Source organism: Neorhodopirellula pilleata, from assembly GCF_007859915.1.
In the GTDB taxonomy this organism is placed as follows: Bacteria; Planctomycetota; Planctomycetia; order Pirellulales; family Pirellulaceae; genus Rhodopirellula; species Rhodopirellula pilleata.
This window is the reverse complement of the sequence record NZ_SJPM01000006.1, coordinates 395,143-415,747: the sequence shown is the minus strand read 5'-3', so window position 1 is coordinate 415,747 and position 20,605 is coordinate 395,143. Positions and strand designations below refer to the sequence as shown.

19 protein-coding genes are annotated in these 20,605 nt (G+C 54.0%); 7 read left to right on the top strand and 12 right to left on the bottom strand.

Translation table 11 applies throughout. From position 1 onward, the window contains the following. Positions 1 to 1,023: 1,023 nt before the first annotated feature. Positions 1,024 to 1,278, top strand: a complete 255-nt coding sequence (locus Pla100_RS16525) for a hypothetical protein (protein WP_231603135.1) — start codon at positions 1,024 to 1,026, stop codon at positions 1,276 to 1,278. Positions 1,279 to 1,453: 175 nt separating this feature from the next. Here Pla100_RS16525 and Pla100_RS16520 read toward each other — a convergent pair whose 3' ends face one another. From Pla100_RS16520 to Pla100_RS16500, 5 genes are all read right to left on the bottom strand, one after another. Next, on the bottom strand, positions 1,454 to 2,071 hold the full coding sequence (locus tag Pla100_RS16520; protein WP_146578771.1) for an HNH endonuclease: 618 nt from the start codon (positions 2,069 to 2,071) through the stop codon (positions 1,454 to 1,456). Then, on the bottom strand, positions 2,068 to 3,360 hold the full coding sequence (locus tag Pla100_RS16515; protein ID WP_146578770.1) for a GNAT family protein: 1,293 nt from the start codon (positions 3,358 to 3,360) through the stop codon (positions 2,068 to 2,070). The genes Pla100_RS16520 and Pla100_RS16515 overlap by 4 nt, the downstream gene beginning before the upstream one ends. Continuing rightward, positions 3,353 to 3,949 (bottom strand): hypothetical protein, encoded by a 597-nt coding sequence (locus Pla100_RS16510; RefSeq protein ID WP_146578769.1) that lies wholly within the window; start codon positions 3,947 to 3,949, stop codon positions 3,353 to 3,355. The genes Pla100_RS16515 and Pla100_RS16510 overlap by 8 nt, the downstream gene beginning before the upstream one ends. A gap of 320 nt (positions 3,950 to 4,269) precedes the next feature. Beyond that, positions 4,270 to 4,479: a hypothetical protein gene (locus Pla100_RS16505; protein ID WP_146578768.1), complete on the bottom strand. Its 210-nt coding sequence runs from the start codon at positions 4,477 to 4,479 to the stop codon at positions 4,270 to 4,272. 25 nt (positions 4,480 to 4,504) lie between these two features. Beyond that, complete coding sequence (locus Pla100_RS16500; RefSeq protein WP_146578767.1) at positions 4,505 to 5,170, bottom strand: hypothetical protein; 666 nt, start codon at positions 5,168 to 5,170, stop codon at positions 4,505 to 4,507. Between the two features lie 203 nt (positions 5,171 to 5,373). Between Pla100_RS16500 and Pla100_RS31650 the strand changes: the two genes are divergently transcribed. Next, the gene (locus Pla100_RS31650) at positions 5,374 to 5,559 is read left to right on the top strand and encodes a hypothetical protein (protein WP_146578766.1); all 186 of its coding nucleotides are present in this window, start codon (positions 5,374 to 5,376) and stop codon (positions 5,557 to 5,559) included. A gap of 77 nt (positions 5,560 to 5,636) precedes the next feature. On the opposite strand, the gene Pla100_RS16490 is transcribed toward Pla100_RS31650, so the two are convergent. Both Pla100_RS16490 and Pla100_RS16485 read right to left on the bottom strand, forming a co-directional pair. Continuing rightward, positions 5,637 to 6,617: a DUF4062 domain-containing protein gene (locus tag Pla100_RS16490; RefSeq protein ID WP_197167995.1), complete on the bottom strand. Its 981-nt coding sequence runs from the start codon at positions 6,615 to 6,617 to the stop codon at positions 5,637 to 5,639. A gap of 470 nt (positions 6,618 to 7,087) precedes the next feature. Then, positions 7,088 to 7,456 (bottom strand): hypothetical protein, encoded by a 369-nt coding sequence (locus tag Pla100_RS16485; RefSeq protein ID WP_146578764.1) that lies wholly within the window; start codon positions 7,454 to 7,456, stop codon positions 7,088 to 7,090. 1,001 nt (positions 7,457 to 8,457) lie between these two features. Here Pla100_RS16485 and Pla100_RS16480 point away from each other — a divergent pair. After that, on the top strand, positions 8,458 to 8,613 hold the full coding sequence (locus tag Pla100_RS16480; RefSeq protein WP_231603134.1) for a hypothetical protein: 156 nt from the start codon (positions 8,458 to 8,460) through the stop codon (positions 8,611 to 8,613). A gap of 148 nt (positions 8,614 to 8,761) precedes the next feature. Here Pla100_RS16480 and pncA read toward each other — a convergent pair whose 3' ends face one another. Both pncA and Pla100_RS16470 read right to left on the bottom strand, forming a co-directional pair. Then, complete coding sequence (pncA, locus tag Pla100_RS30860) at positions 8,762 to 9,934, bottom strand: bifunctional nicotinamidase/pyrazinamidase (RefSeq protein WP_197167994.1); 1,173 nt, start codon at positions 9,932 to 9,934, stop codon at positions 8,762 to 8,764. A 49-nt stretch (positions 9,935 to 9,983) separates the two neighbouring features. Beyond that, positions 9,984 to 11,456: a nicotinate phosphoribosyltransferase gene (locus Pla100_RS16470; RefSeq protein ID WP_197167993.1), complete on the bottom strand. Its 1,473-nt coding sequence runs from the start codon at positions 11,454 to 11,456 to the stop codon at positions 9,984 to 9,986. A gap of 700 nt (positions 11,457 to 12,156) precedes the next feature. Here Pla100_RS16470 and Pla100_RS16465 point away from each other — a divergent pair. After that, entirely contained in the window at positions 12,157 to 12,789 is a 633-nt protein-coding gene (locus Pla100_RS16465; RefSeq protein WP_146578763.1) for a vWA domain-containing protein, read from the top strand. A 20-nt stretch (positions 12,790 to 12,809) separates the two neighbouring features. On the opposite strand, the gene Pla100_RS16460 is transcribed toward Pla100_RS16465, so the two are convergent. Further along, a complete protein-coding gene (locus tag Pla100_RS16460) occupies positions 12,810 to 13,790 on the bottom strand; it encodes a DMT family transporter (RefSeq protein ID WP_231603133.1) in 981 nt (326 codons plus the stop codon). A 122-nt stretch (positions 13,791 to 13,912) separates the two neighbouring features. On the opposite strand from Pla100_RS16460, the gene Pla100_RS31645 reads away from it, so the two are divergent. After that, complete coding sequence (locus tag Pla100_RS31645) at positions 13,913 to 15,532, top strand: protein-tyrosine phosphatase family protein (protein WP_231603132.1); 1,620 nt, start codon at positions 13,913 to 13,915, stop codon at positions 15,530 to 15,532. Between the two features lie 151 nt (positions 15,533 to 15,683). On the opposite strand, the gene Pla100_RS31640 is transcribed toward Pla100_RS31645, so the two are convergent. Continuing rightward, entirely contained in the window at positions 15,684 to 15,863 is a 180-nt protein-coding gene (locus Pla100_RS31640) for a hypothetical protein (RefSeq protein WP_146578762.1), read from the bottom strand. Positions 15,864 to 16,124: 261 nt separating this feature from the next. On the opposite strand from Pla100_RS31640, the gene Pla100_RS16440 reads away from it, so the two are divergent. Next, a complete protein-coding gene (locus Pla100_RS16440) occupies positions 16,125 to 17,834 on the top strand; it encodes an alkaline phosphatase family protein (RefSeq protein WP_146578761.1) in 1,710 nt (569 codons plus the stop codon). A 313-nt stretch (positions 17,835 to 18,147) separates the two neighbouring features. Continuing rightward, positions 18,148 to 19,443 carry a PQQ-binding-like beta-propeller repeat protein gene (locus Pla100_RS16435; RefSeq protein ID WP_146578760.1) on the top strand — a complete coding sequence of 432 codons (1,296 nt, stop codon included), beginning with the start codon at positions 18,148 to 18,150 and terminating at the stop codon, positions 19,441 to 19,443. A 279-nt stretch (positions 19,444 to 19,722) separates the two neighbouring features. On the opposite strand, the gene Pla100_RS16425 is transcribed toward Pla100_RS16435, so the two are convergent. Next, a complete protein-coding gene (locus Pla100_RS16425; protein WP_146578759.1) occupies positions 19,723 to 20,346 on the bottom strand; it encodes a hypothetical protein in 624 nt (207 codons plus the stop codon). Between the last annotated feature and the right edge of the window lie 259 nt (positions 20,347 to 20,605).

Genomic DNA, 20,605 nt, shown 5'->3' with positions numbered 1-20,605 from the left:
GTCGCATTCACACAGACCCCCCGAGTCTCGACAGATTCAATCTTCTATCCACCGAGCAGTGAAGCATTAACGGTGAATGAGGACACGAATTTTGTCGACTTGGAGGCTAGTATTCCAGCTCACCTTGTTTTTCGGGTAGACCGTAGTGGATCTTGTTAAAGATCCCATGCTGAAAGGATCTTTAACAAGATCCACTACCCGAAAATTGAACTGCAGAGGAATACTAGCCTCATCAATCATTCGGCACAGACAGTAACGATCAATCAAATTGAGTGCGAATTCACGGCGGAGGGTACGATCCCGAAAGGCATCACGCGAACAAGTGTCCTTCAAGTTTCAGCTGAATACGCTATTGAAGTGCCAAATCTTGGACCGGGAGAATCGTCGACTCGATATAGGCAGATACCGCACGTTCTTTACCCAGGTGACGCGGATCGTTTCAAAGTCGTACTGGTGTGGCCACGCGATGTCTATATTTCAGGAAGCTACACGATCAAGACAAGGCTTGTCGGCACATTCGATCCAATTTGCCTCGGTGAAATCACAGTCCCTGTTAAATCTGATCGAGTCCCGGTACCTGCTGCCTCGGAAGGAAATCGATAGGAATGAATCAGTCGAGACGCAGTTTCAACTGGTTGGCTCGAAGCCGACTGGAAGCACCCATTCTCAGCTCCGAGGGTATGCCTAAATCGAAAGTCATCGGCAACCGTCAGGTTACGCTTCGGAACCGAAATTCAGTCGGTAGCCGCACCGCATCGCAAGATCGGCAGCCGTTGCTTGCTCGTTTTGCATTACGCTCATGATTCGTGATTGGACCAACACTCCGACTTCCGTGCGGTTGTCAGTCCGGCGAATGCATGAAGCCAAGCCCCACGTCCATCGACTCGCCAATCCGTTTCATCTCCGACCACCTGAGGAGAACCTCGCACGGCCCTGCGAACCTGAGCGTCGACGTCCTCCAGCCGTTCCAGCTACTTTTCGATCCTTGCCGGGCAGATGCCACCGGGAACAGAACGAAACCGATTGATCGAGATTCTCAAATCCGGTCGGTGGTACGAGTGGCTTGCGGGTTTCGGTGTCGTCGATGGCTCCGAAGATCCTGATTCGATCAAGATCGAGGCTCAGAAACAAATGCTGTTTGCGAGAGATTGGCGGGTTGAGTCCAGACCGCTCTGGTCCGCAGTGACCGGCGAGCTACCAGGGTTCGGCAAACTGATCGAATTCACCCGCAGCCGTCAGGGTTCGCTCACTATCTTTCCCGTTTGGAAGGCCAAGTGATGCGTCCCGCTCTAGAGACACTCCATTTCAGTGGCGTTCTCGCCCTTCCCTTGCACGATGGCATCTTGGTTGGCGAATCATCAGCCGGGATTGCAGCGAGTGTGATACGAGAGTCAGCAGAACATCATCTCGGGTACGTTCCCCTGGTTCGGCAAAGGTGATCCAACGACTGCAACTAGAACCACTGAGCCAGCTCTCCGCGTTCCCTTCTAGCGTAGTGACAGTCGTCTTCGCTTCCCGCAATAGCGTTGCCGCCAGGCGGCCGTTTTCCCCGAAGGTCTGGCATGTCATCTGGGTATTCAAAGAAACGTTTGAAACCTTCGTTGACGCCCGATATACTTGCGGACCAATTGTCCACCACTTGAAGCATCATGTTCCGCATCCGCACCCGACTCGATTCATTGAGATACAAGGTGTCGATCAAATCTCGCCCCTTGGCTGTTCTAGCCTGAAACCTTCCTGTCTTTAGCAGCGTTAGATGATCGGAGAACGCTTCAGATTCTGGATCCGGGATCTCAATGTCTTGACGACATGAGTTGCAAAACACGCATGCGTACACCAAGTTCATGTAGTCATGCGTGTTTTCACCATTCTTCGATTGTGGCTCCTTGTGCTCAACCGAGAACGATCGGTGCCCGGCGTGATCCCAGGTTTCACGATGAAGGCAATACACACAAGTGAATTGAAACTCGTCGCGGAGCCACTGCTTGTACCGTTGGTACCCTTCGTATCCTCGCGGGTAGTGTGCACGGTTGCCAATGAGCCGATGCGCAATGATGGGTGACGAAGTCACTGCTCACCCTCCCGCTTAGTCTCGTCGTCTGATCCAGCCTTCTCTTCTAACAAGCGTTGAATTTCGTCTAGTTGTGGAGATGGAAGATCCGGAGATGATCTTCGAATTCGGTCAAACACCTCCAGCTGAAGTGAGGTGAACTCCTGGAATTCGTCTCGGGTCAGACCAGCACGATTCTTTTTTTGGATGAGTTCGAACCTGCGACGATTGAGTTGCTCCAGGTTAGAACGCACCGGAGGCTCAGAAGTGCTGTCGATCAATCGTGACTCCACCGCAAATGACTGGACATCGCATAGCGCGACCTTCGGCCTAGTGGGAGCGAAGTTGTTGTGGACCGGTGACTCGCTGCCCTTTGCACCCTGAATGCCGAAGTAGCAGTCATATCGTGACTGTGGTGTTTCGAATTGAATACCAAGTTGAGCGGCAATCCTTGCTATCGCTGGAAACGTCTCCGGAGCTGACTCCTTGGAGTCGGAATAGGGGACTGAGATTGCAAGCTTTGCCCCCAAGGCATAACCGCGAATCATGTCGACCAGCCGGGATGCATGTCCCTGCCGCCGAAAGCTTGGCAATACAAACAGCTCGTAGATCAACATTCGGCCCCCTAGGTCTTTTACATAGCACCACGCAACTTTGTCACTTTGCTCGTTGCGGATCTCAAACAGAAACACACGCGGAAAGTGAGGAATATCGAAGACAAAGACCTCCTCTTGCATGCCTTTCAATGACGACGTTTGAGTAGTCAGCAGTTGCAACTGACTAGGAGAGAATATCGCAGATCCTTCAAACGCATATGCATCCAGATAGGCTGACGGCATCCAGCCTCTCTGTTCAGCATCTCCCCAATTCGCCCACCAATTGTGAAAACGAAACCGATCGAGCAGAGCATCATAGCCATCGAGCGACACGGCATGAGTCTGATCAAAGACCCTTTGACCCTCGAACGGGCGTTGTATTTCGCCGCTGGGGTCCGCCCAACTGTCAGTTAGTTCTATGCTTACGCTAACGGGTTGTTCCGTCGAATCCACGATTGAGACAGCTTCCGAAGTCGAAGTGATCGCGATAAAGCCCCCGACAGTTTTTAGTCGTCCTCTTGGGTACCGTGGCGCAGGTGGTAAATCCTCATCAACCTTTTCTCCCAGCGCAAAGTCTGTGGCGGTTGGGGTACCTTCGGCAACCAGGATACGACTAATTGTCCGGCCCCAGGATCCGACATCTTTCGGCCAAGTACCTTCCCATTCAAGAGCCCTGACGTACAGGTAGTCGCCGGGATTCAAGTTGTCATTCATCCTTGGCTCGTTCACTACAGAAAGACTTAGAGCGGGAATATCCAAACTGACTCGCGATCGAGGCAGCCACATCAGGCGAGTCTTGAAAAGACTCAACCATCGCAGCGATCCTAGCGGCTTGGGCTTCTATCTCCAGGTCGTCGGTGGTCATTGCGCTGAGGGGATCGCGATGCCGCTCGAATCGCTCTAGCAGATTGAGCATTGCCATCGCTGCTCGTACGCGCTTCATCGCCGTGGCTTCTGTGAAACACTGGTGCCACTGTTTGGCTAGTTCCTCAGGACCGCCGACTCGCTTCATCAAAGACAAGAGAAACTTCTCAACGCACATCCCCTTCGTTTCAGGACGTGGAAGGCTTCCCCAGGCAGCGTGGAGCGTCTTAGCGTCCGCCTCTCGCCTCTTACCGGCCAAACGCTCCTTCTCCCGCTTGCAGTGGCAGGCATTGCAATGACGGGCACGATGGCACCGCCCAGCCTGCTTACGATGAGGGCGAAACTCTTCGATGCGTTTTGTGACCAAGCAAAGCGGGCACAGACGCTTTTCGACAAGCGAGTTCGGATGAAACTCGATGTCCGGTGATGTCGTTGACATGGTGATTCATTCCTTGGGAGGTCGGGGCCTTGCGCCAATTCTCTGATGACTACCGAGACAATTCAACCACGATCAGCCAAGGGATTTATTATCAGGCGTCATTGAATCGAACCAACCATCTATGCCACGGTGGCACACCTCAAAGATGTGCAAGCGACCAGTGTGACATATTTGGCCACCAACGATCCTAATTCCACGGTTATTCTGTACGACTCGTTCCTGGCTGGCAAACTTAGCACGGCTGGTACGCCGAAGCTCGGGTGAGCGGTATTTCACGCGAACCATCCCCAATAAACCGACAGTCCTTTCGGTGATACTTCTCACCACTGGTAGTGATCCAAACCAGCGTGTCGGTATCGCGGATTGATTCCAATTCGGCCGGCAACGCGGTCGGGATCCGCTGACCATTCCACCAATCCCACGGCGCGATCCGTTTGGCATTCTGCCAGAGAACACGGTTCGCCGCTCTGGCCTTTTGCTGCAATCTCGCGAGTTTGACGTCGTCGGGATAGCCGCGAAGTCAATTTCATATTGGTTATCCGTTCTTCGGATGTCCTATGAAGCCTCTTTTCCAACCGACTCCTCGAGGATACGGTCCAGATGCCGCTGAACTCTTACATACCATAACCAAAATCCTACAAGAGTCATGCAGCAACCCATGAACATTGCGAAATTGGTCAATCTATAAATGTGATCCGTTTTGTCCTGGAACACCCAAAGTTGCTCGACGGTGATATGGTGGCTTCGCAACTGAGATCGAAGCGAACGAACCTCTTCCGGAGAGAAAAACTCTGGCTGTTCTGATTCCTGAGTCAGGCTGGACACAAAGAAATCGCGTTCCGTGTTTCTTAGAAATTCGTCAAACTGAGTCAACCCTTTTCGATACGACTCACGGTATGACGGGAGCCACAAGCAATCAAGCTTGGCTCCCGGGCGAGCTATTTCTAATGTCCCTTCCATATCAGGGAAGGTGATGTACATCTTGGCAAGCTCACCCTCTTCGCCGAGGTTTGCTTTTTGTTCGTTTACGTACTTCGCTAATCGATTGAGCCCAAGTGAAAAACCATCCGTGAATGCAACTAACTGCCCCTTGGCGACTGCCGCGCGATTGAGCAGTTCATAGGCCGCCGAGTAGTAGAGAATCGCCGAGGAAATCGCTATGACAATTCCTGAGATTGCGACGAATTTGTATAGGTTGTCAGTCGGGATTTTTGGGAACATCAATTTCAGTCGGATAATGGGGGCGTTGACCGTGCCGCCGCTAGCCAGTCAACCATTGCAAAAACACGCTGTCGGCCACTCCGCGTTCATCGCATAGTTATCCGTCCCGATGACGGTCGGTAGCGAACTGCGGCAACGGCAGCGAAGACAATCACAATAGCACACACGAGGCGGATCACGGTACGCAACATCAAATTGGCTTTATGCCGCATCTTCTCATTTGCCGCGAGCGATACCTCTCGTTGGAAACGGGAGTAGTCGGCGTCCGATGGATTCCTCCACATGTCACAGCCAAGTCTGCAGTTTATACAATGCGGCGTGACCAGTGGCGAATCGGTGTTGCGCCAAGTCGGGGATGGGCGTTGCCGACCGACGAACGCCTGCCGTAACCGGGCGCGAACGGAAGACTTCGGTTTCAGTTGCCGCGTGAATTGAGTGCTCCGGTTCACTGCTTTGAGTCCACCTCTTATTTGTTCGACTTTACCGTACGAAGGCTGAGCAACAATTGCTGCCCTTTTCGAGTGATGGTCCAAAACAGGGCCATACTCCCCCGCGTGCTTTGGTTGTAGTTTACGTCAATGAGGCCAAGAGTTGTGAGTTGAACTCGCATAGTCTCGAAGTCGTCGGTTACAACCTTGATGCCTGTTGGCGAACTATCCTGTTCTTTTAGGCGACGGTACATGCCGCTGGCGATTGTGCCATTGGCCTTTTCATCATTCGGATGTTCAACAAGGCTGGGTGCAAGTGCCGCGAAAATATCCGACCACGTAGCCGTTAGAGATTCGTAGTACCTCCTTGCGTACTCCCCAGAGCGATACCAAGTGACTTGAAACTCAAATGGCTCGTCGAGTCCTGCCAAATTGAGAGATTCTGGTGGCTCTTGGTTCTCTAATTCACGCAGCTTGCTTCTTAGGCGGTCGTTTTCCTTGCGCAAATCGTTTACGTCCGAGAGTACCTCTTCGTTCGCGATGTTGTCGGCGCGTACCCAGCCAATGGCGGGGTACGTCTTGATTGTCTTTGAGAGACTGAGCGCAACCATTCCGGGGAGTTCGTTGGCCTTCGTCCAAAACTTCACAAGGCGATTGCACGTGACCTTTGAACGGAAGTCCTCAAGCTTTTGGCGAAGGTCGGCGTTAATGTCAGATTTGCCAACAGGAATGTCGTCAGGTCGCTCATGGACGAACGCCATCACCTTGAGGCCAATCGAGATGGCATAGTCATATTCCTTCTCGGTGTAACTGATTCCATCGGCAGTCAGCGACCCATAACGACCTCCAATTATGAGAATGTAGTAGTCGCAATCGTCGATGACGCGCTTGATGAATTCCCATTGTTCTTCGTCGAGTGCCGGGAACAGTTCCATTCCTGCCGGAATGCAGTCCATTTCCATAAGCGTTTGAGTGACGCGTTGCCGTTCGTCTTTGAGGTCGGCGAAGGTCGAGCTCACGAAGACTTGGTATCTCTTATCCATGCAATTGGAGTCTCACATTTACGTTGCTGCAGAACGGTGGCCGTCACCGAGGACGGACGGTTGTTTTTCCACCTCAAAAACCGCGCAAGCCGTCCTTCGGTTCACGGCTCGGTTCGCCGCGATGTTGGAGTCTGTATGGGCAAGCGCAAAAATGACAGTCGGACGGGAACCAAAGGTATCAAGCCCTAATCTTCGTGAAGCAGTATAGCACGACTATTGCCGAATGAGCCCCATTCTCGTTGACCCGTCAATCATCAGGTAGTGCTTCGATCGGGACGGGTATAGCCTCTCCGAACAGAAAAAAGAAACAGATGCCAATCGATGCGATAAGTGCAAGGCAATTATTCGACTCGTGAGCGTGTTGAGCGATATTGCTTTTTCGTGCAGCTGCTGCAGCACGGCCATTTTAAAGGATCATTCGGATGGCGCCTTCAGGTCGAAGGCACCTAACCGTCCAACCTGGACAGCTCGAACCCGCATCGCTGGGCAAGGTCGGCAGCCGTTGCCGGATCGGATTGAAGCAATTCGACAAAGGCACCCGCCCGCGCGTTGGTCGCTTCCGCCGCGAGTTCCGCGTCAGTGAGTGTTCCGGCATTGGTCACGACTTCGGGGTTCTCTGCCAACCACTTGACCATCACGGCGACTGATTCGAAACCACGAACACGACGGGCTACCGAGGCATCCTTCATCGCGTCCACCCATGCCGAGGCGATGCCCGACGAACCGCCAAACGTCACCCACAAGCGACCGACAACCGAAGCAATTGCCCTTCGTTGATTCTTGGCCCGGCAGATGTCCGACCAAGCCTTATGCATCACCGCAAGCCGTTTGGTTCGACTGATTTTCTCCCGACGTTCTCGTTCAGCGTCAGCATGGCAGCGATTACAGCACGAGCGATACTCTCGACCGTTCTTTCGTTTGCAATGCACTCGGAAGGCAGCAGCAGGAACCACACAGCGACAACGAGGGCACCGACAAGCCTTTACAGTTACAAGCTCACCAGGGTAGCCGCTAGCGTCTGGCGAACGCTCAGACGCTGCGATGTCGCCTTCCTGATCGGCGAACGGTGCGACGGAACAAGCAAGCGTGGGTTCTGATTCATTTTCGCCGCGAACGTGCGAGGCGTCGGTTTTGGGCGTTGTGATTGGCATGGGGTAAGTATCGCGACGCTTTCCGATTGAGTCCAGAGCGAGCGACCGGGTGCCACGGTTTCAAAACGTGGGCGATGCCCCTGGTTGCTGGTCTGCCACCGTGGCAGACCTGGACGACGCCCAAGCGATCGCCGTGACACGTTTGGTCACAACGGGTGTCCAAGTTGGACGGGTCCGTTCGTCGCGTTTGCGCTAAGACGGTCAGTTTGGAAACGTTTCCACTTCCGAGCGATGCCATCGAACGGGAACCATGGTTCCCACTTCTGACAATCGGTCAGGGGGGCACAAGTGCCACTTGCGAACCTCTAAAGAGTTTTGGACACCCTGTCCAAAGTTTTGGACAGTCGGAAGACAGTATGTCCGTTTTCCCCGTGTTTCATCGCTATCGCTTGCAACGACTTGCAACTCAAGAAAGCGTTGCTATTATGCCGAGATAGCTATAAGGAAAAGGCCGCTTTTCGTTATGGTTGGAAGGTCGTTCACACGGCAGAGGTCACAGATTCGAATTCTGTATCGCCCATTTTTCTGCTACGTTTAGTTTCCCGTAATTTACCGGTCGAAACGCTTCTCCGCGTGACCGCCATCGTGGCGTGCGACCCGTCAGTCTATTGAGTTTCTGATATTTCATATCAGAAACCCCAGATTCGATGGAGTTTTGCAACGAAATGTCACGTCCCAAGAAGGTTGCCCCGGACTATCGCTACCACGTTAGTGGCCAAGCCGTCGTCACGTTCAACGGCACCAATTTCTATCTCGGCCCCCACAATTCTCCCGAGTCGAAGGCGAAGTATCGTACGCTTCTGGCCGAGTACATTGCCTAAAGTCAAATTTGGATGAGTTGCTATTGTTTAAGCACAGGGTACTTTCGGGTAGCGAAACTCGCGGAGATTTTCGGAAGCGTTCGTGAAACGCCGAAAGTGGGGCTGGAGTAGCAAGACGATTCACTTCGGGTCAAACGGCATCTGAATTTCAACGCTGTGCCAATAAACTTTGCGCTAACCATAACGCGGCATACAAGGACATCGCGATATCCAGACCTTCGTCGCGTCGTTGGGCTAGCCAGTCGTCCACTTGATCGCGGCGGACTAAATGAGTTTGAATCAATTCTCCGTCCACGCCACCACCCGTTTCCACGCGACGCAAACCTTCGGCCAAGTAAACATGAGCCACCTCGTTCGTTAAGCCGGCCGACGAGGACGATGCGGCTAAGAAAGTCACTCGATCGGCTGCGTATCCGGTCTCTTCTCTCAGTTCGCGACGTACTGCCTCGCTAAGATCTTCACCTTCGTCCTCTTCGCCATCACCGACTAGGCCAGCGGGTAACTCCACGCATCGCTTCCCGATCGGCTCTCGGTATTGTTCGATGAATACGATCTCATCTTCTTCGGTCAAGGCGACAATCACGACAACCGCCTTCGCGTTGGAACGCTCGGCATACTCCCATCGCCCCGTCTGCATGATGTTGATGAACTTTCCGCCGCTGCGTTTCTTTCGCTCTCGGAAATTGACGGAATCTCGCTGCTCAGCCAGCCAACGGTCACTTGTCACACACTGCACACCGGCCTGTTTCATTTCTGCAATCGCTGCGGAGCAATCACCCGATTGAAGTTCCACACCGCGACACGCATCTTCGATCAACCAAGTGCGAAAACCGAGACGATACGAATCCAGAGCGGTGGCTCGCACGCAATAGTCGGTTGCCAAACCAAGAACGTACACATCCGTGATCTTTCGCGAGATCAAGTAGCGACCGAGCCCGGTTTCGTGTTCGCCTCCATTGTCAAAGAAACCACTGTAGCTATCGAGTTGGCGTTCGGTTCCCTTGGGAAACACTTGGGTGATTGAGTTGGTATGAAGCAAAGGACTCAGTTCGGAACCCATGCTTCCTTGAACACAATGATCGGGCCACAGCACTTGCGGCAACTCTCCGAGTTTGATGATGTCGCCGATCCGGTGGCCGGGATGCTGGCTTGCGAAGCTACCATGGTCGGAGGGATGCCAATCTTGAGTGGCAACGACCAAATGAAAAAACGGCTGCAACTGATTTGCAATCGAAATCACTTCGTTGCCGTGCGGCACGGCTAGCGCACCGCCAGGCAAAAAGTCGTTCTGTAGATCGACGAGAATCAACGCACTGCTCATGGCAGCCGCTTTCGGATGTTGTCGATATGGATTTTAGCAATCATGTTACTCATTGTTGCCTCGCCGACTGGATCATCGAGGTCTTGAATTGGTGCAGTGATTCTTCGAGTCCAACCGGGTATAAGTGTGGGTTGTCAAAGCGTTTCACGGCAACCGGCGTCCAATCTAATTCGTTGCGCACCCGTTGGCGAATCGCTTCAATGTTTGGTGGATCGTAGACCTTCTGCCCGTGTCGAAAGATGGGGACCAACAGATCGCTCGAAGCGGTCTCGGACGTAAAGTCTCTGCGACGGTTCGGGTCGGCCGGATCAACCATCGTGGCACCACCGGCTGAATCAAGTTGTGATTCTTGATCGAAGATCATATCACCACGGTGTTCCGTGGCGTCTCGGAATCGTCGTACTTGCAGGATGCCGGGATTGCTCACCTTGATCGTTTGCTCGGAAAGTTTAATGCGGTACTGCCACCGCCCCTGTTCATCGCGGATCGCGCCGAGCTTGTAAACGCCACCGAGTGCGGGCTGGTCGAAGGCGGTGACCAACTTTGTGCCCACGCCCCATATATCGATCTTGGCGCCCTGTTGTTTGAGGCTGACGATCAGCCGTTCGTCGAGATCGTTACTGGCGACGATCCGAGCCGCTGGAAACCCGGACTCATCGAGAATTTTCCTCGCTTCGATGCTCAGCCAAGCTAGGTCTCCCGAATCGAGCCGGATGCCGAGCATCTCATGGCCCATCGCTCGAAGGGAACGTGCGGTTTCGACGGCATTGCGGACCCCGGCAAGGGTATCGTAAGTGTCGACCAAGAAGACGCAATTGTTCGGCATTGCGGCCGCGTAGAGATCAAAGGCTTCCCGTTCCGACGGAAACGTCATCACCCAGCTATGGGCGTGCGTGCCGGTGACGGGCATGCCGAACAACTTACCGGCAAGGACATTGGACGTTCCCGAGCAACCACCAATGAAAGCGGCTCGCGATGCGGCCAATGCGCCATCGATACCTTGGGCCCGACGCAGCCCGAATTCGATCACACGGTCACCAGCGGCTGCCTGGCAAACACGGGCTGCTTTTGTGGCGATCAAAGTCTGGAAGTTAATGATGTTGAGGAGGGGCGTTTCGAGAAGCTGGCACTGCAACATCGGACCGGTCACACGGACTAACGGTTCATGGGGATAAACGACGGTGCCTTCCGGGATCGCATCAAGGTTGCATGAAAACTTCATCTCGCCCAAATAATCGATGAACCCAGCATCAAAAAGTGGCTTGCCGTCGGCACCATTGAGCGACGACAAGTACGTCAGGTCCTCAGAGTCGAAGCGGAAATTCTCCAGGTACTCCATTACCGTTTGCAAGCCGCACGCGATCGAGTATCCGCCTTGAAACGGGTTGTTTCGAAAGAAGAGATGAAAGACCGACTCCCGTTCGGTGAGTCCATGCTTCCAATATCCGTACGCCATCGTCAATTGGTACAAGTCCGTGAGCAGCGCGAGCGACGGACGATAGAGCTGGTGCAGGATGTTCATGAATCAATTGGTACTCTTCGTGATGACCGCTTCGCCAAATGAGATAGGGATGCTTGCCAAGTCGGGTTGGTTCAGTCGAAAAAAGGGTGCCAAGACTTCGCTGGGCGATGTTGAACGAATCAGCCGAACAACCTTTGCCGTTCGTAACCACACGCAATCCACCCCTCCGTGGAACTAACGATATGCTGTCGATCGACCGAAGTACAGCCACCGACGGATTGTCTTCAAACCAAGCATTTTCGGGTATCAGAAAGTCAGTTCTCCGGAAAATCGATCAGCTCGCCGCTGAGTTTGAATCAGTCTGTCAGGCAGTTTCGCAACATCGGCTGCCTGCACTTCCGCGGACCGATTCACCCAACCGTGATCCGTTAAGTACTCGCCAGTCTCGATCGCCTCGAACGCAAACCGGTCAAGCGACTCGGCTAAGATCTTGCTACCGCAGGCGGTTCGCATTCGATGTCTAATACTAAACCTCTCGTGACAACTCTCGAACCGACGGGCTTGCTTGAGAATCCAGTCTTTGAGGCTGGAACTCATCCCCACCCCGAACCTGGGGACCTTAAGTTTGCTCTTGATGGATGCGGGAATTCTTTCGAGTGGTTGGAGGCGTGGGAGCGTTTGGCTGTTGAGTTTTACGTATTTCCTGTTCAGCCGCTGCTTCGCCTCGGTTGATCGTCATTTCCTTTTCTGGAGAACTGTGATGCGTTCGGATTTGACTGATATCACGTTGGTGATCGACCGGAGTGGGTCGATGCAATCGATTCAGGATGATGCCCAAGGCGGGATCAATGCGTTCCTTGCCGGGCAAAAAGAAACGCCGGGTGACGTGGCGGTGACGCTGGTTCAGTTCGACACCGAATACGAGTTTCTGTATCGCGGCGTGCCGCTGAGTGACGTGGCTCCCTATAAGCTCGAGCCGCGAGGTGGAACCGCGCTGCTGGATGCGGTCGGTCGGGCCATCAATGAGACCGGGACGCGTTTGGCGAGTCTTCCCGAGATGCAACGTCCTGGATTGGTCATCGTTGTCGTGATGACGGACGGACAAGAAAACTCCAGTCGCGAGTTTTCCAAGGCGCAAGTCAAGGAGATGATCGAGCACCAGCAGAACGTTTTTAATTGGCAGTTCACGTTCTTGGGTGCTAACCAAGACGCCTTCGCCGAAGCGGGTGGCATCGGCATCGCCGCCGGAGGCACCGCCGACTTCGCCGCCGACAAGGTCGGCGACGCATGGTCGGCCACACTCGCCAAAGTGAGCCGCATGCGAAGGGCCCGCAGCCAGGGCGACACGATCGACAATTCGTTTACCGAGGACGAACGCAATCAAATGAAATGACGGTCAAGTCGACTCTTTGGTTACTTCTTGGCAACGAGTGCCACGCCGACGATCGCGACGAGCATTCCGACAAAATGATAGGGGGTGGATGGTTCTTTGAGTAGCAAGATCGCGAGCAGCATGGTCAACACCGGACCTGCTGACCCGATGACGGAGGTTCGGGTGGCTCCGATGCGGACGATGGCTTCGTTGATCAAGAAGCTGGGAACGACGGTGCAAAGAATCGCCAGCGCCGCACCGTAGGCAAACACCCATGGATTCGCTTGAATGATCGAGTCGAACGAATTCGTGACCACGCATTGAACGGCAACAAAGACCGTCGAACCCATCATCGCCAGCGACGTGAACTCACGGCTTCCGATCTCTTGCATGATGGGTTTGGCGAACAAGACATAAATCGAATAACTGATCGCAGCCCCCAACACTAAGGCAATGCCGGTGAACGTGTCGGAATCAGTGGCGTATTGTCCTTCTTGGCTGTACATCAACCAAACGCCGAGGTAACACAGCCCGATCGAAAGCACGATCTTCCAACCCAAAGGTTCACCCAAAAACATCCAGGCCAGCACGGCGATGAGCGCGGGGTAACTGAAAAGCGTCAAACGCTCCATCTGTGCGGAGATGTACTCTAGTCCCAACAGATCGAGGTACGCGGCAAGGTAATATCCGAAGAAGCCGAGCAAAACGGCTCGCACGATGAGCCTTCGGGGGATCGGCTTGGCTGAGCCTGTCAATGCAACGCGGCGTTTGAGCTTGATCCAAACGAGCCAATAAACCGGGAACGAGAACACCATTCGCAGGGTCAACAGTCCGGTAGCGTCCAGACCCAGTCCATAGACCAACTTAGCAACAATGGACTTCGACGCGAAAAGAAATGTGCCGACGATCGCCATCACGAGGCCGGACGCGAAGCGGCCTTCGAGGTGACTTGTGTCGCCGCCGCTCCGGTCCACAGCCTTCTCGTTCGATCGGGATACCGGCGACAACAAAATGCGGTCCAATAAAAGGATTCGGAAGACAGACGCCTCAGCAGAGGATACACGACCGCAAGGTTATTCCAGTAGACACTGGCCCCCCATTCAAGTTCGCCAAACGAATCGCTTCCAACCAATCGGACACAACCATGACACCGTTTCAGATGCCCCAGTTGCCGACACCACTTCCACGCACCTATTGGGTTTGGGATGGGAAGTTGTTGGCGGGGGCGTATGCGGGGCAGCCTGAAGAGAACGCCCATCGAAAGCGGCTGGAGGGGCTGTTTCAAGCTGGCATGCGGACGTTTGTGAATCTGATGGAAAAGGACGAGGTCAACAACTTGGGACAACCATTCGCGCCGTACGAGGATGTGCTTCGTTCGATCGCTTTGGATGCCAACGAGACCGTCGAGTGCCTGCGTTTCCCCATCATCGACCAGCACATCACGACGAACGAACAGATGACGGCAATCCTGGACGCCATCGATGGCTCGATCGCGGGCGGGCGTCCGGTTTACGTTCACTGTTTCGGCGGCATCGGGCGTACGGGAACCGTGATCTGTTGCTGGATGTTGCGTCATGGAATCGCGACCAACGAGAATGTGTTCGACTTGTTGCAGACTTTGCGAGAGGCGGACGTCGAACGATCCTGGCGTGAAGCTCCCGAGAACCAAACCCAACGCGATTTTGTTTTGGACTGGCCTGAACCATCGACTCGTCGCGAGTCGATTAACTCGTTTCCCCCGGCTGACAAAGACGACTGGTTTACTAGGTTGGTTGGGTTCTCTGAACGCGATCCTGACGAAGTCCGACGCCACCTCGTGGTCCGTGATGATCGATTGATCTCGCAGGTTAATCAAAAATCCTACCAAATAGGACGCCTCGAGATCATCTCGCTTGGCGAACTGCGTCAAAGAGTGGGAGTGATCGCCAAGGGGGAACCGCGTTTGAAACTCACTGAGACGATAGGTGACGCGAGGCAACTGCATGCCGATCCGGCCAATGCGGGTGCGATATTTCAAGTTGCTTCGCAGTTTAACCTTCTGGAGATGGTTTCTCCGGCCGTGACTCCAGAGCGTGGGATCGGGATCTACGAGCATGACCCGACTCAAGGTCCGGCTTGCGCGATCGCCTGCGGTGCCGGAACCGTCTTCCGAAACTATTTTGTTCCATTGGGAGACCAAGTCGGACAGTCTGCCGATCGTCAAGTCGACTGCCTTGCCCAGATCGGCCACGCTCTTGGCAATACCGATGCGAGTTTGTGGAAGATGAGGAACGGCTACGCCTTGCCGACGTCCGTTGGGCTGAAGGAAGTTAACGTCCTCTTAAATCGTTTCTCAGAGCCAGACGTTGATGAACTGCGTGCCCAATTGCGAGTCGGCATCCAGTGGAACACGCAAGTCACACTTCCGGGTTGTCAGCATTTAGTCTCGCAAGTCTATTGCTCGGCGATGCCGGTCGCCTACAGTGGTCATTCAAATGAGTTGTGGGAACGCCTTGCAACGCTAGTTCTCGAAGCGGCCTACGAAGCCACATTCGCCGCCGCAGCCATCCAAGCCGCTCGATCAGGCAACAATACTTTGTTCTTAACGCTAATCGGCGGCGGAGCATTCGGCAACAGTACTGATTGGATCATCCCCTCGATTGAGCGTGCCTGTCGGCTTTTTCGGACTGTGGACCTCGACGTCCGCGTAGTCAGCTACTGTTACTCGAAAGCGTCGATTCAAAACCTCGTCAGTTCCGTGATGGAAGGAATTGACATTTCATGACGGTTCGGTGAATCAGCGGGTCGTGAATCAGGGTGTCTTAGTGCGGTCGGAAAAGGATTCTCACAGATGCAGCTCAATTCCCCGCTTTGATCGTATGAAGTGATTTCTTGTTGGGGCGACCGGCTCGCCGGACATCGGGTCATTGATCGGTTTAACCAAGCGGTCTGCGCATCGCAGCGGCGACGCCGGGGGCGACCTCGGTCATTCTGGGGTAGTCCAGTGTTTCGGGGGTGTCGGTGGGTTTCTGCAAAGTGCGTACGCCGATCAATCCCGCCAATCGATCGACATTCAGGCGAGGGTTTGCTTCGATTTGATCGCGGTCAGGATTCATCGTTTAGTTCCTAGAATGCAGCCGATAATCGCGTCGTGGTTTGCCCAGTGAGCGATGTACATCACCGAGGCACGATCAATTCGAGAAGGCGGTCCCCAGATACCGTCGGCAGAACGCGAGCGAGCAAGCGGCACCCACCTCGATGGTGATGGTCAAGGCTGGACGAGATGTTCTGGATTCTGATCCATTGACATGTTTTCAGCTTACCCATGACGATGTGCTCACTCCCACCTTCGATTCTACTGACGACAGGTCCTCAAGATGCGACATTTGATTCTGCTCTTTTTTGTGTTCAGCGTTCCCGCGTTTGCCGACAATGCACCGACAAGCCGCTTGCTGGTCATTGGCATCGATGGGTGTCGGCCTGACGCATTGGCTGCGGCGAGCACACCAAACCTGGATGCATTGATTCATGCTGGGGCGTTTACCGACAAGACGCAGATTCTCGGAGACCGTTACCGCAGCAGCGATACCAGTAGCGGGCCAGGGTGGTCCAGTTTTCTGACGGGAGTTTGGGCGGACAAGCATGGCGTCAATGACAACACGTTTCAGGGAAAGAACTATAAGGCTTTTCCGCACTTCTTTCGTCTCATTAAAGACCGTTGGCCTGAAGCTCGGACTGGTTCTTTTGTGGACTGGGAACCCATCGATACTCATGTCGTCGAAGCGGCTGATGTGCGAGTCGTGTTTCCCGCGAAGGGTGCCAGTCACTATGCGGAATGTGACATTCTGGTAGCACGCGAAGCGCGTCGATTTCTGTTGACCGATGATCCCCATGTCGCCATGGTTTACTTTGGGGCCGTTGACGAAACCGGCCACGCTCACGGTTTTGATCCGGATGTGCCCGAATATGTCAATGCGATTGAAACGGTTGATGAGCGTGTGGGAGAAGTGGTTCGCGCCATGATGCAGCGTCCGAATTACGCGAACGAGAATTGGCTGGTGATCGCGTCGACCGACCATGGCGGCAAAGACAATGGACACGGAGGTGGCCATCAGGTGCCCGAAATTCTGACCACCTTCCTTCTTGTCAGCGGTCAAGGAAGTGCAAGAGGCACCATCGAGGAGCCCACCTATGTGGTCGACGTCGCGGCCACCGGGCTGGCTCATCTAGGTGTCGATCTCCCCAAGTACATGGACGGACGAAAGGTCGGGCTGGCGGACAGCAACGCGGCGCAAAAGCCCGCAGAGGAAACTGCAGCGGGATTATCGATCTCGTGGGAGAAGAACTATCTCGAAGTCACAGGAGCCGCCATTTCCAGCGGTCCGATTCGCACGCATTACGTGGAAGCCTACTGCCGTCCCGGCTCAACCGATCGCGACTGGCACGAAACCGTGATTCCTCACGAAAGTGAACTCGTGCTAGTCACAGATGACGGCAAACGCCTTGAACTGCGGGATCGTCTAAGTGACGGTGTCGTGGTTGATCATGTCATCACAGCCGGTCGAGACGATGTTACTTTCACGGTCACCGCCCACAATCCCACCGACACCGAGTCGCAGGCCCATTGGGCTCAGCCGTGCATGCGAGTCGATGGCTTCACAGGCACGGACATCAGGGATTCTCGCGAGACCTATCCGCCTTACATTCAAAAATGTTTCTTGATCTTGGACGGAAAGTTGACGCGACTTCCCACCGAACCCTGGGCATTGAAAGCGCGTTACATGCCCGGCCAAGTGTATGCGCCGGCCGCGATCGATCGAAACGACGTGAATCCACGTCCGCTCAGCACCCTGGCGCCATCCGCGGGGCTGACCGGCTGTTATTCGGCAAATGAAAAGCAGATTCTCGCCGTTGCCTGGGAACCGTATCAGGAGGTTTTCCAAGGTGTCATCACGTGCATGCACAGCGACTTTCGAATTGGCGGACTGAAGCCGGGCGAAACCAAAACGATTCGCGGTAAAATGTATGTGGTTCCCGCCAACGAGGCCGCGCTGCTAACGCGGTATCAAAACGACTTCTTGAAGTAAGGCTTACTGAAGGTGGCAGAGGGAGGATGCCTACGATCGCCATCACGAGGCAGGACGCGAAGCGGCCTTCGAGGAGACTTGTGTTGCCACCGCTCCGGTCCACAGCGTTCTCGTTTCATCGAAATGCCGGTGACAACAGAATGCGGTCCAATAGAGCGACTGGAGGGGTTGTTTCAGGCTGGCATGCGGAGTTCAACCGGTGTTGATTTCGGCTATGATGATAAACAACCACCCCAGGTGCGAAAGTCGGCGAACGAATCGTGTTGCCGACCGACGTATCGTTTTCCAAATCGTGCATTGCTCAACTCAACTTATGATCCACTTCTCTCGTTCGGGCTGTTTTGCCATCTGCATGCTTGCATTGTCGGCTTCCACCGGCATCGTTGGCTGGGCGACTAAGCCGACCTCTGCCGACGAGTGGTCGGTTTTTCGAGGTCCCAGGGGCGACGGTATCGCCGACGCGGACTCAAACGTTCCTACCGAATGGTCACCGAGCAAGAACATCGCTTTTCGCACCCCTTTGCCGGGACAAGGCTGGTCATCGCCTGTCATTTCTGATGGCCGGATCTATCTCACGACCGCCATTGCCCAGAACGAAGAAGCCGATGCGAAAGATAGTCAATATGACTTAACGCTGATCATCTTGGATTCGAAGAGCGGCGAGATTTTAAAGACAGTGGCTCTGATGCAGCAGACTGCAGAGAAGAGTTTTCGAATCCACAAGAAGAATTCACATGCCAGCCCAACACCCATCGTCGAGGGTGATCGTGTGTTCGTTCATTTTGGCTATCAAGGGACCGCATGCGTTGATCGAGACGGGAATCTAATTTGGAAGAATCGCGAATTATTTTTCAAACCAGTACACGGCAATGGTGGCACTCCCGTGTTAGTCGATGGCAAATTGATCTTCACATGCGATGGCGCGAACGATCCCAAAGTTGTCGCATTGGAGGCCGAAACAGGCAAGATCGCGTGGGAGGTCGAACGCCCGATCGACGCGAAAAAGAAGTTTTCGTTCTGCACACCGTTATCGATCGTCGTCGGTGGTCAGAAACAAGTCATTGCACCGGGAAGCGATTGCGTTTTGGCGATCGACCCTGCGGACGGAAGCGTGATTTGGCAATTACTGTATTCCGGATACTCGGTGATCCCCAAACCCGTCTACCATGACGGGCTGGTTTTCTTGTCAACCAGCTACGATACGCCGAGTATGCTCGCGATCGACCCGACGGGCGAAGGTGACGTTACGGAGACACACCTGAAATGGTCGATCGCCAAGAATGCGCCTCACACTCCGTCCATGCTCGCGGACGAACAACTCATCTATTCGGTCAGCGACGATGGAATCGCGATGTGTGTGGAGGCATCTACGGGTGATATCGTTTACAAAAAACGAGTGGGCGGCAATTTCTCGGCATCTCCGATTTTGGTCAACAACAAGATCTTCTACACCAACGAGTCGGGCGTGACGACCGTCATTGCCACAGGCCGCCAATATGAAGTGCTGGCGGAAAACGATCTGGGTGAGCGGACACTTGCATCCGCCGCCGTCGATGGCAACGCATTGATCATGCGAACTGCTGACGCCATCTATCGCATCGAAGAATAGCCCGTTGTTCGACCGAGTCGTTTCGGAACGCGACCGCAACACCAAGGGTGACCTCGGTCATTCTGAGGCAGCGATCAAATTGACGGTCGGTCGTTCACGGATGCCATGCCTTGAGCAAACTGGAAATAAAGAACGCCTGCGGTGGATGGTTCCGCCGCAGGCGTTTGAAGATTTACAGCAAGTTGACGACTCGGTCGGCGAGACCCTTCTCGCCGAGCACGATGCTCATGTTGCCCGCTGATGCGATCTTCTCGAGGACTTCGAGTTCTCGCAGTCGCATCAGCGTTGGGTTGTCGGCCAGTAGCTTGGCCGTGTTGGCTTGGCTAGCATCATCTCAGCAAAGCGATTCACGAGCGCAATCTCTGGTTCGGTGAATGACTGCTTCAGACGCCGCTGAACTGGTTTATCTGGGTATTCGGGCTCCGTTGGTGCGGTAGCGAATGCGACCGCAATTTCAAATCGTGAGATATCCTCGGCACCGACTTGGCATGCCGTTTCCATTGCCAAGTCGAGTTCTCCCATCAAGGCAAATGATCTCGCGATTGCGACAAAAACTTCTCTTTGCTCGGACTGAGCAGGAATTTCCATTGCCATCGCCCTCGCCTTGTTGAGGCTCACTTTGTTAAGCTCGATGGAAGAAGATTCCAACACTCGCCTCATGCGAGCCGACATTTTATCGAATTTTTCCGCACCACCAACATCCGCCGCCTCTTCAAACAATCCCTTCTCGATCAATTCGTAAGCGATCTCCAAGCGGACATCATCCCTGCTTTGAGGAGATTCGATTCGTTCGACCAGACTCAATGCTTGATCCAACTCGCCCATCCTCGACAAGGAAACGGCGACGTCCTCAAGAGCGTCTGCTTCCAGCCAGCTTTGAGGAGTTCGAACATCGAATTTCAACGAAGGCTGATCTCCTTTTGCTTTTTGCAGTTCCTCGATGATCTGTAAAGCTCGTTTTCCATCTCCTGCATCTGCGGCGGCGGAAGCAACCCGGTAGAGTCGAGTAACGTCGTGTTTGGGAGCGGTCTTTAGCCCGCCTTATTCACCAAGCGCGCCTTTAGGGTAGAAACCATCGCGTGAAACGCTACGTTTATCGGTTCACTACAACCAACTCAAACGCAAAGCAGGATCACGCGATGGGTGAAGTACAACGTAACCT

Bases quoted from the DNA above. Each gene is read 5' to 3' on its own strand.
- Pla100_RS31650 (WP_146578766.1), top strand. From the start codon at position 5,374: ATGCCGCATCTTCTCATTTGCCGCGAGCGATACCTCTCGTTGGAAACG.
- Pla100_RS16435 (WP_146578760.1), top strand. From the start codon at position 18,148: ATGATCCACTTCTCTCGTTCGGGCTGTTTTGCCATCTGCATGCTTGCA.
- Pla100_RS16510 (WP_146578769.1), bottom strand. From the start codon at position 3,949: ATGTCAACGACATCACCGGACATCGAGTTTCATCCGAACTCGCTTGTC.
- Pla100_RS16500 (WP_146578767.1), bottom strand. From the start codon at position 5,170: ATGTTCCCAAAAATCCCGACTGACAACCTATACAAATTCGTCGCAATC.
- Pla100_RS31640 (WP_146578762.1), bottom strand. From the start codon at position 15,863: ATGAATCCTGACCGCGATCAAATCGAAGCAAACCCTCGCCTGAATGTC.
- Pla100_RS16515 (WP_146578770.1), bottom strand. From the start codon at position 3,360: ATGAATGACAACTTGAATCCCGGCGACTACCTGTACGTCAGGGCTCTT.
- Pla100_RS16480 (WP_231603134.1), top strand. From the start codon at position 8,458: ATGTCACGTCCCAAGAAGGTTGCCCCGGACTATCGCTACCACGTTAGT.
- Pla100_RS31645 (WP_231603132.1), top strand. From the start codon at position 13,913: ATGACACCGTTTCAGATGCCCCAGTTGCCGACACCACTTCCACGCACC.
- Pla100_RS16485 (WP_146578764.1), bottom strand. From the start codon at position 7,456: ATGCATAAGGCTTGGTCGGACATCTGCCGGGCCAAGAATCAACGAAGG.
- Pla100_RS16465 (WP_146578763.1), top strand. From the start codon at position 12,157: ATGCGTTCGGATTTGACTGATATCACGTTGGTGATCGACCGGAGTGGG.
- Pla100_RS16470 (WP_197167993.1), bottom strand. From the start codon at position 11,456: ATGAACATCCTGCACCAGCTCTATCGTCCGTCGCTCGCGCTGCTCACG.
- Pla100_RS16440 (WP_146578761.1), top strand. From the start codon at position 16,125: ATGCGACATTTGATTCTGCTCTTTTTTGTGTTCAGCGTTCCCGCGTTT.
- Pla100_RS16505 (WP_146578768.1), bottom strand. From the start codon at position 4,479: ATGAAATTGACTTCGCGGCTATCCCGACGACGTCAAACTCGCGAGATT.
- pncA (WP_197167994.1), bottom strand. From the start codon at position 9,934: ATGAGCAGTGCGTTGATTCTCGTCGATCTACAGAACGACTTTTTGCCT.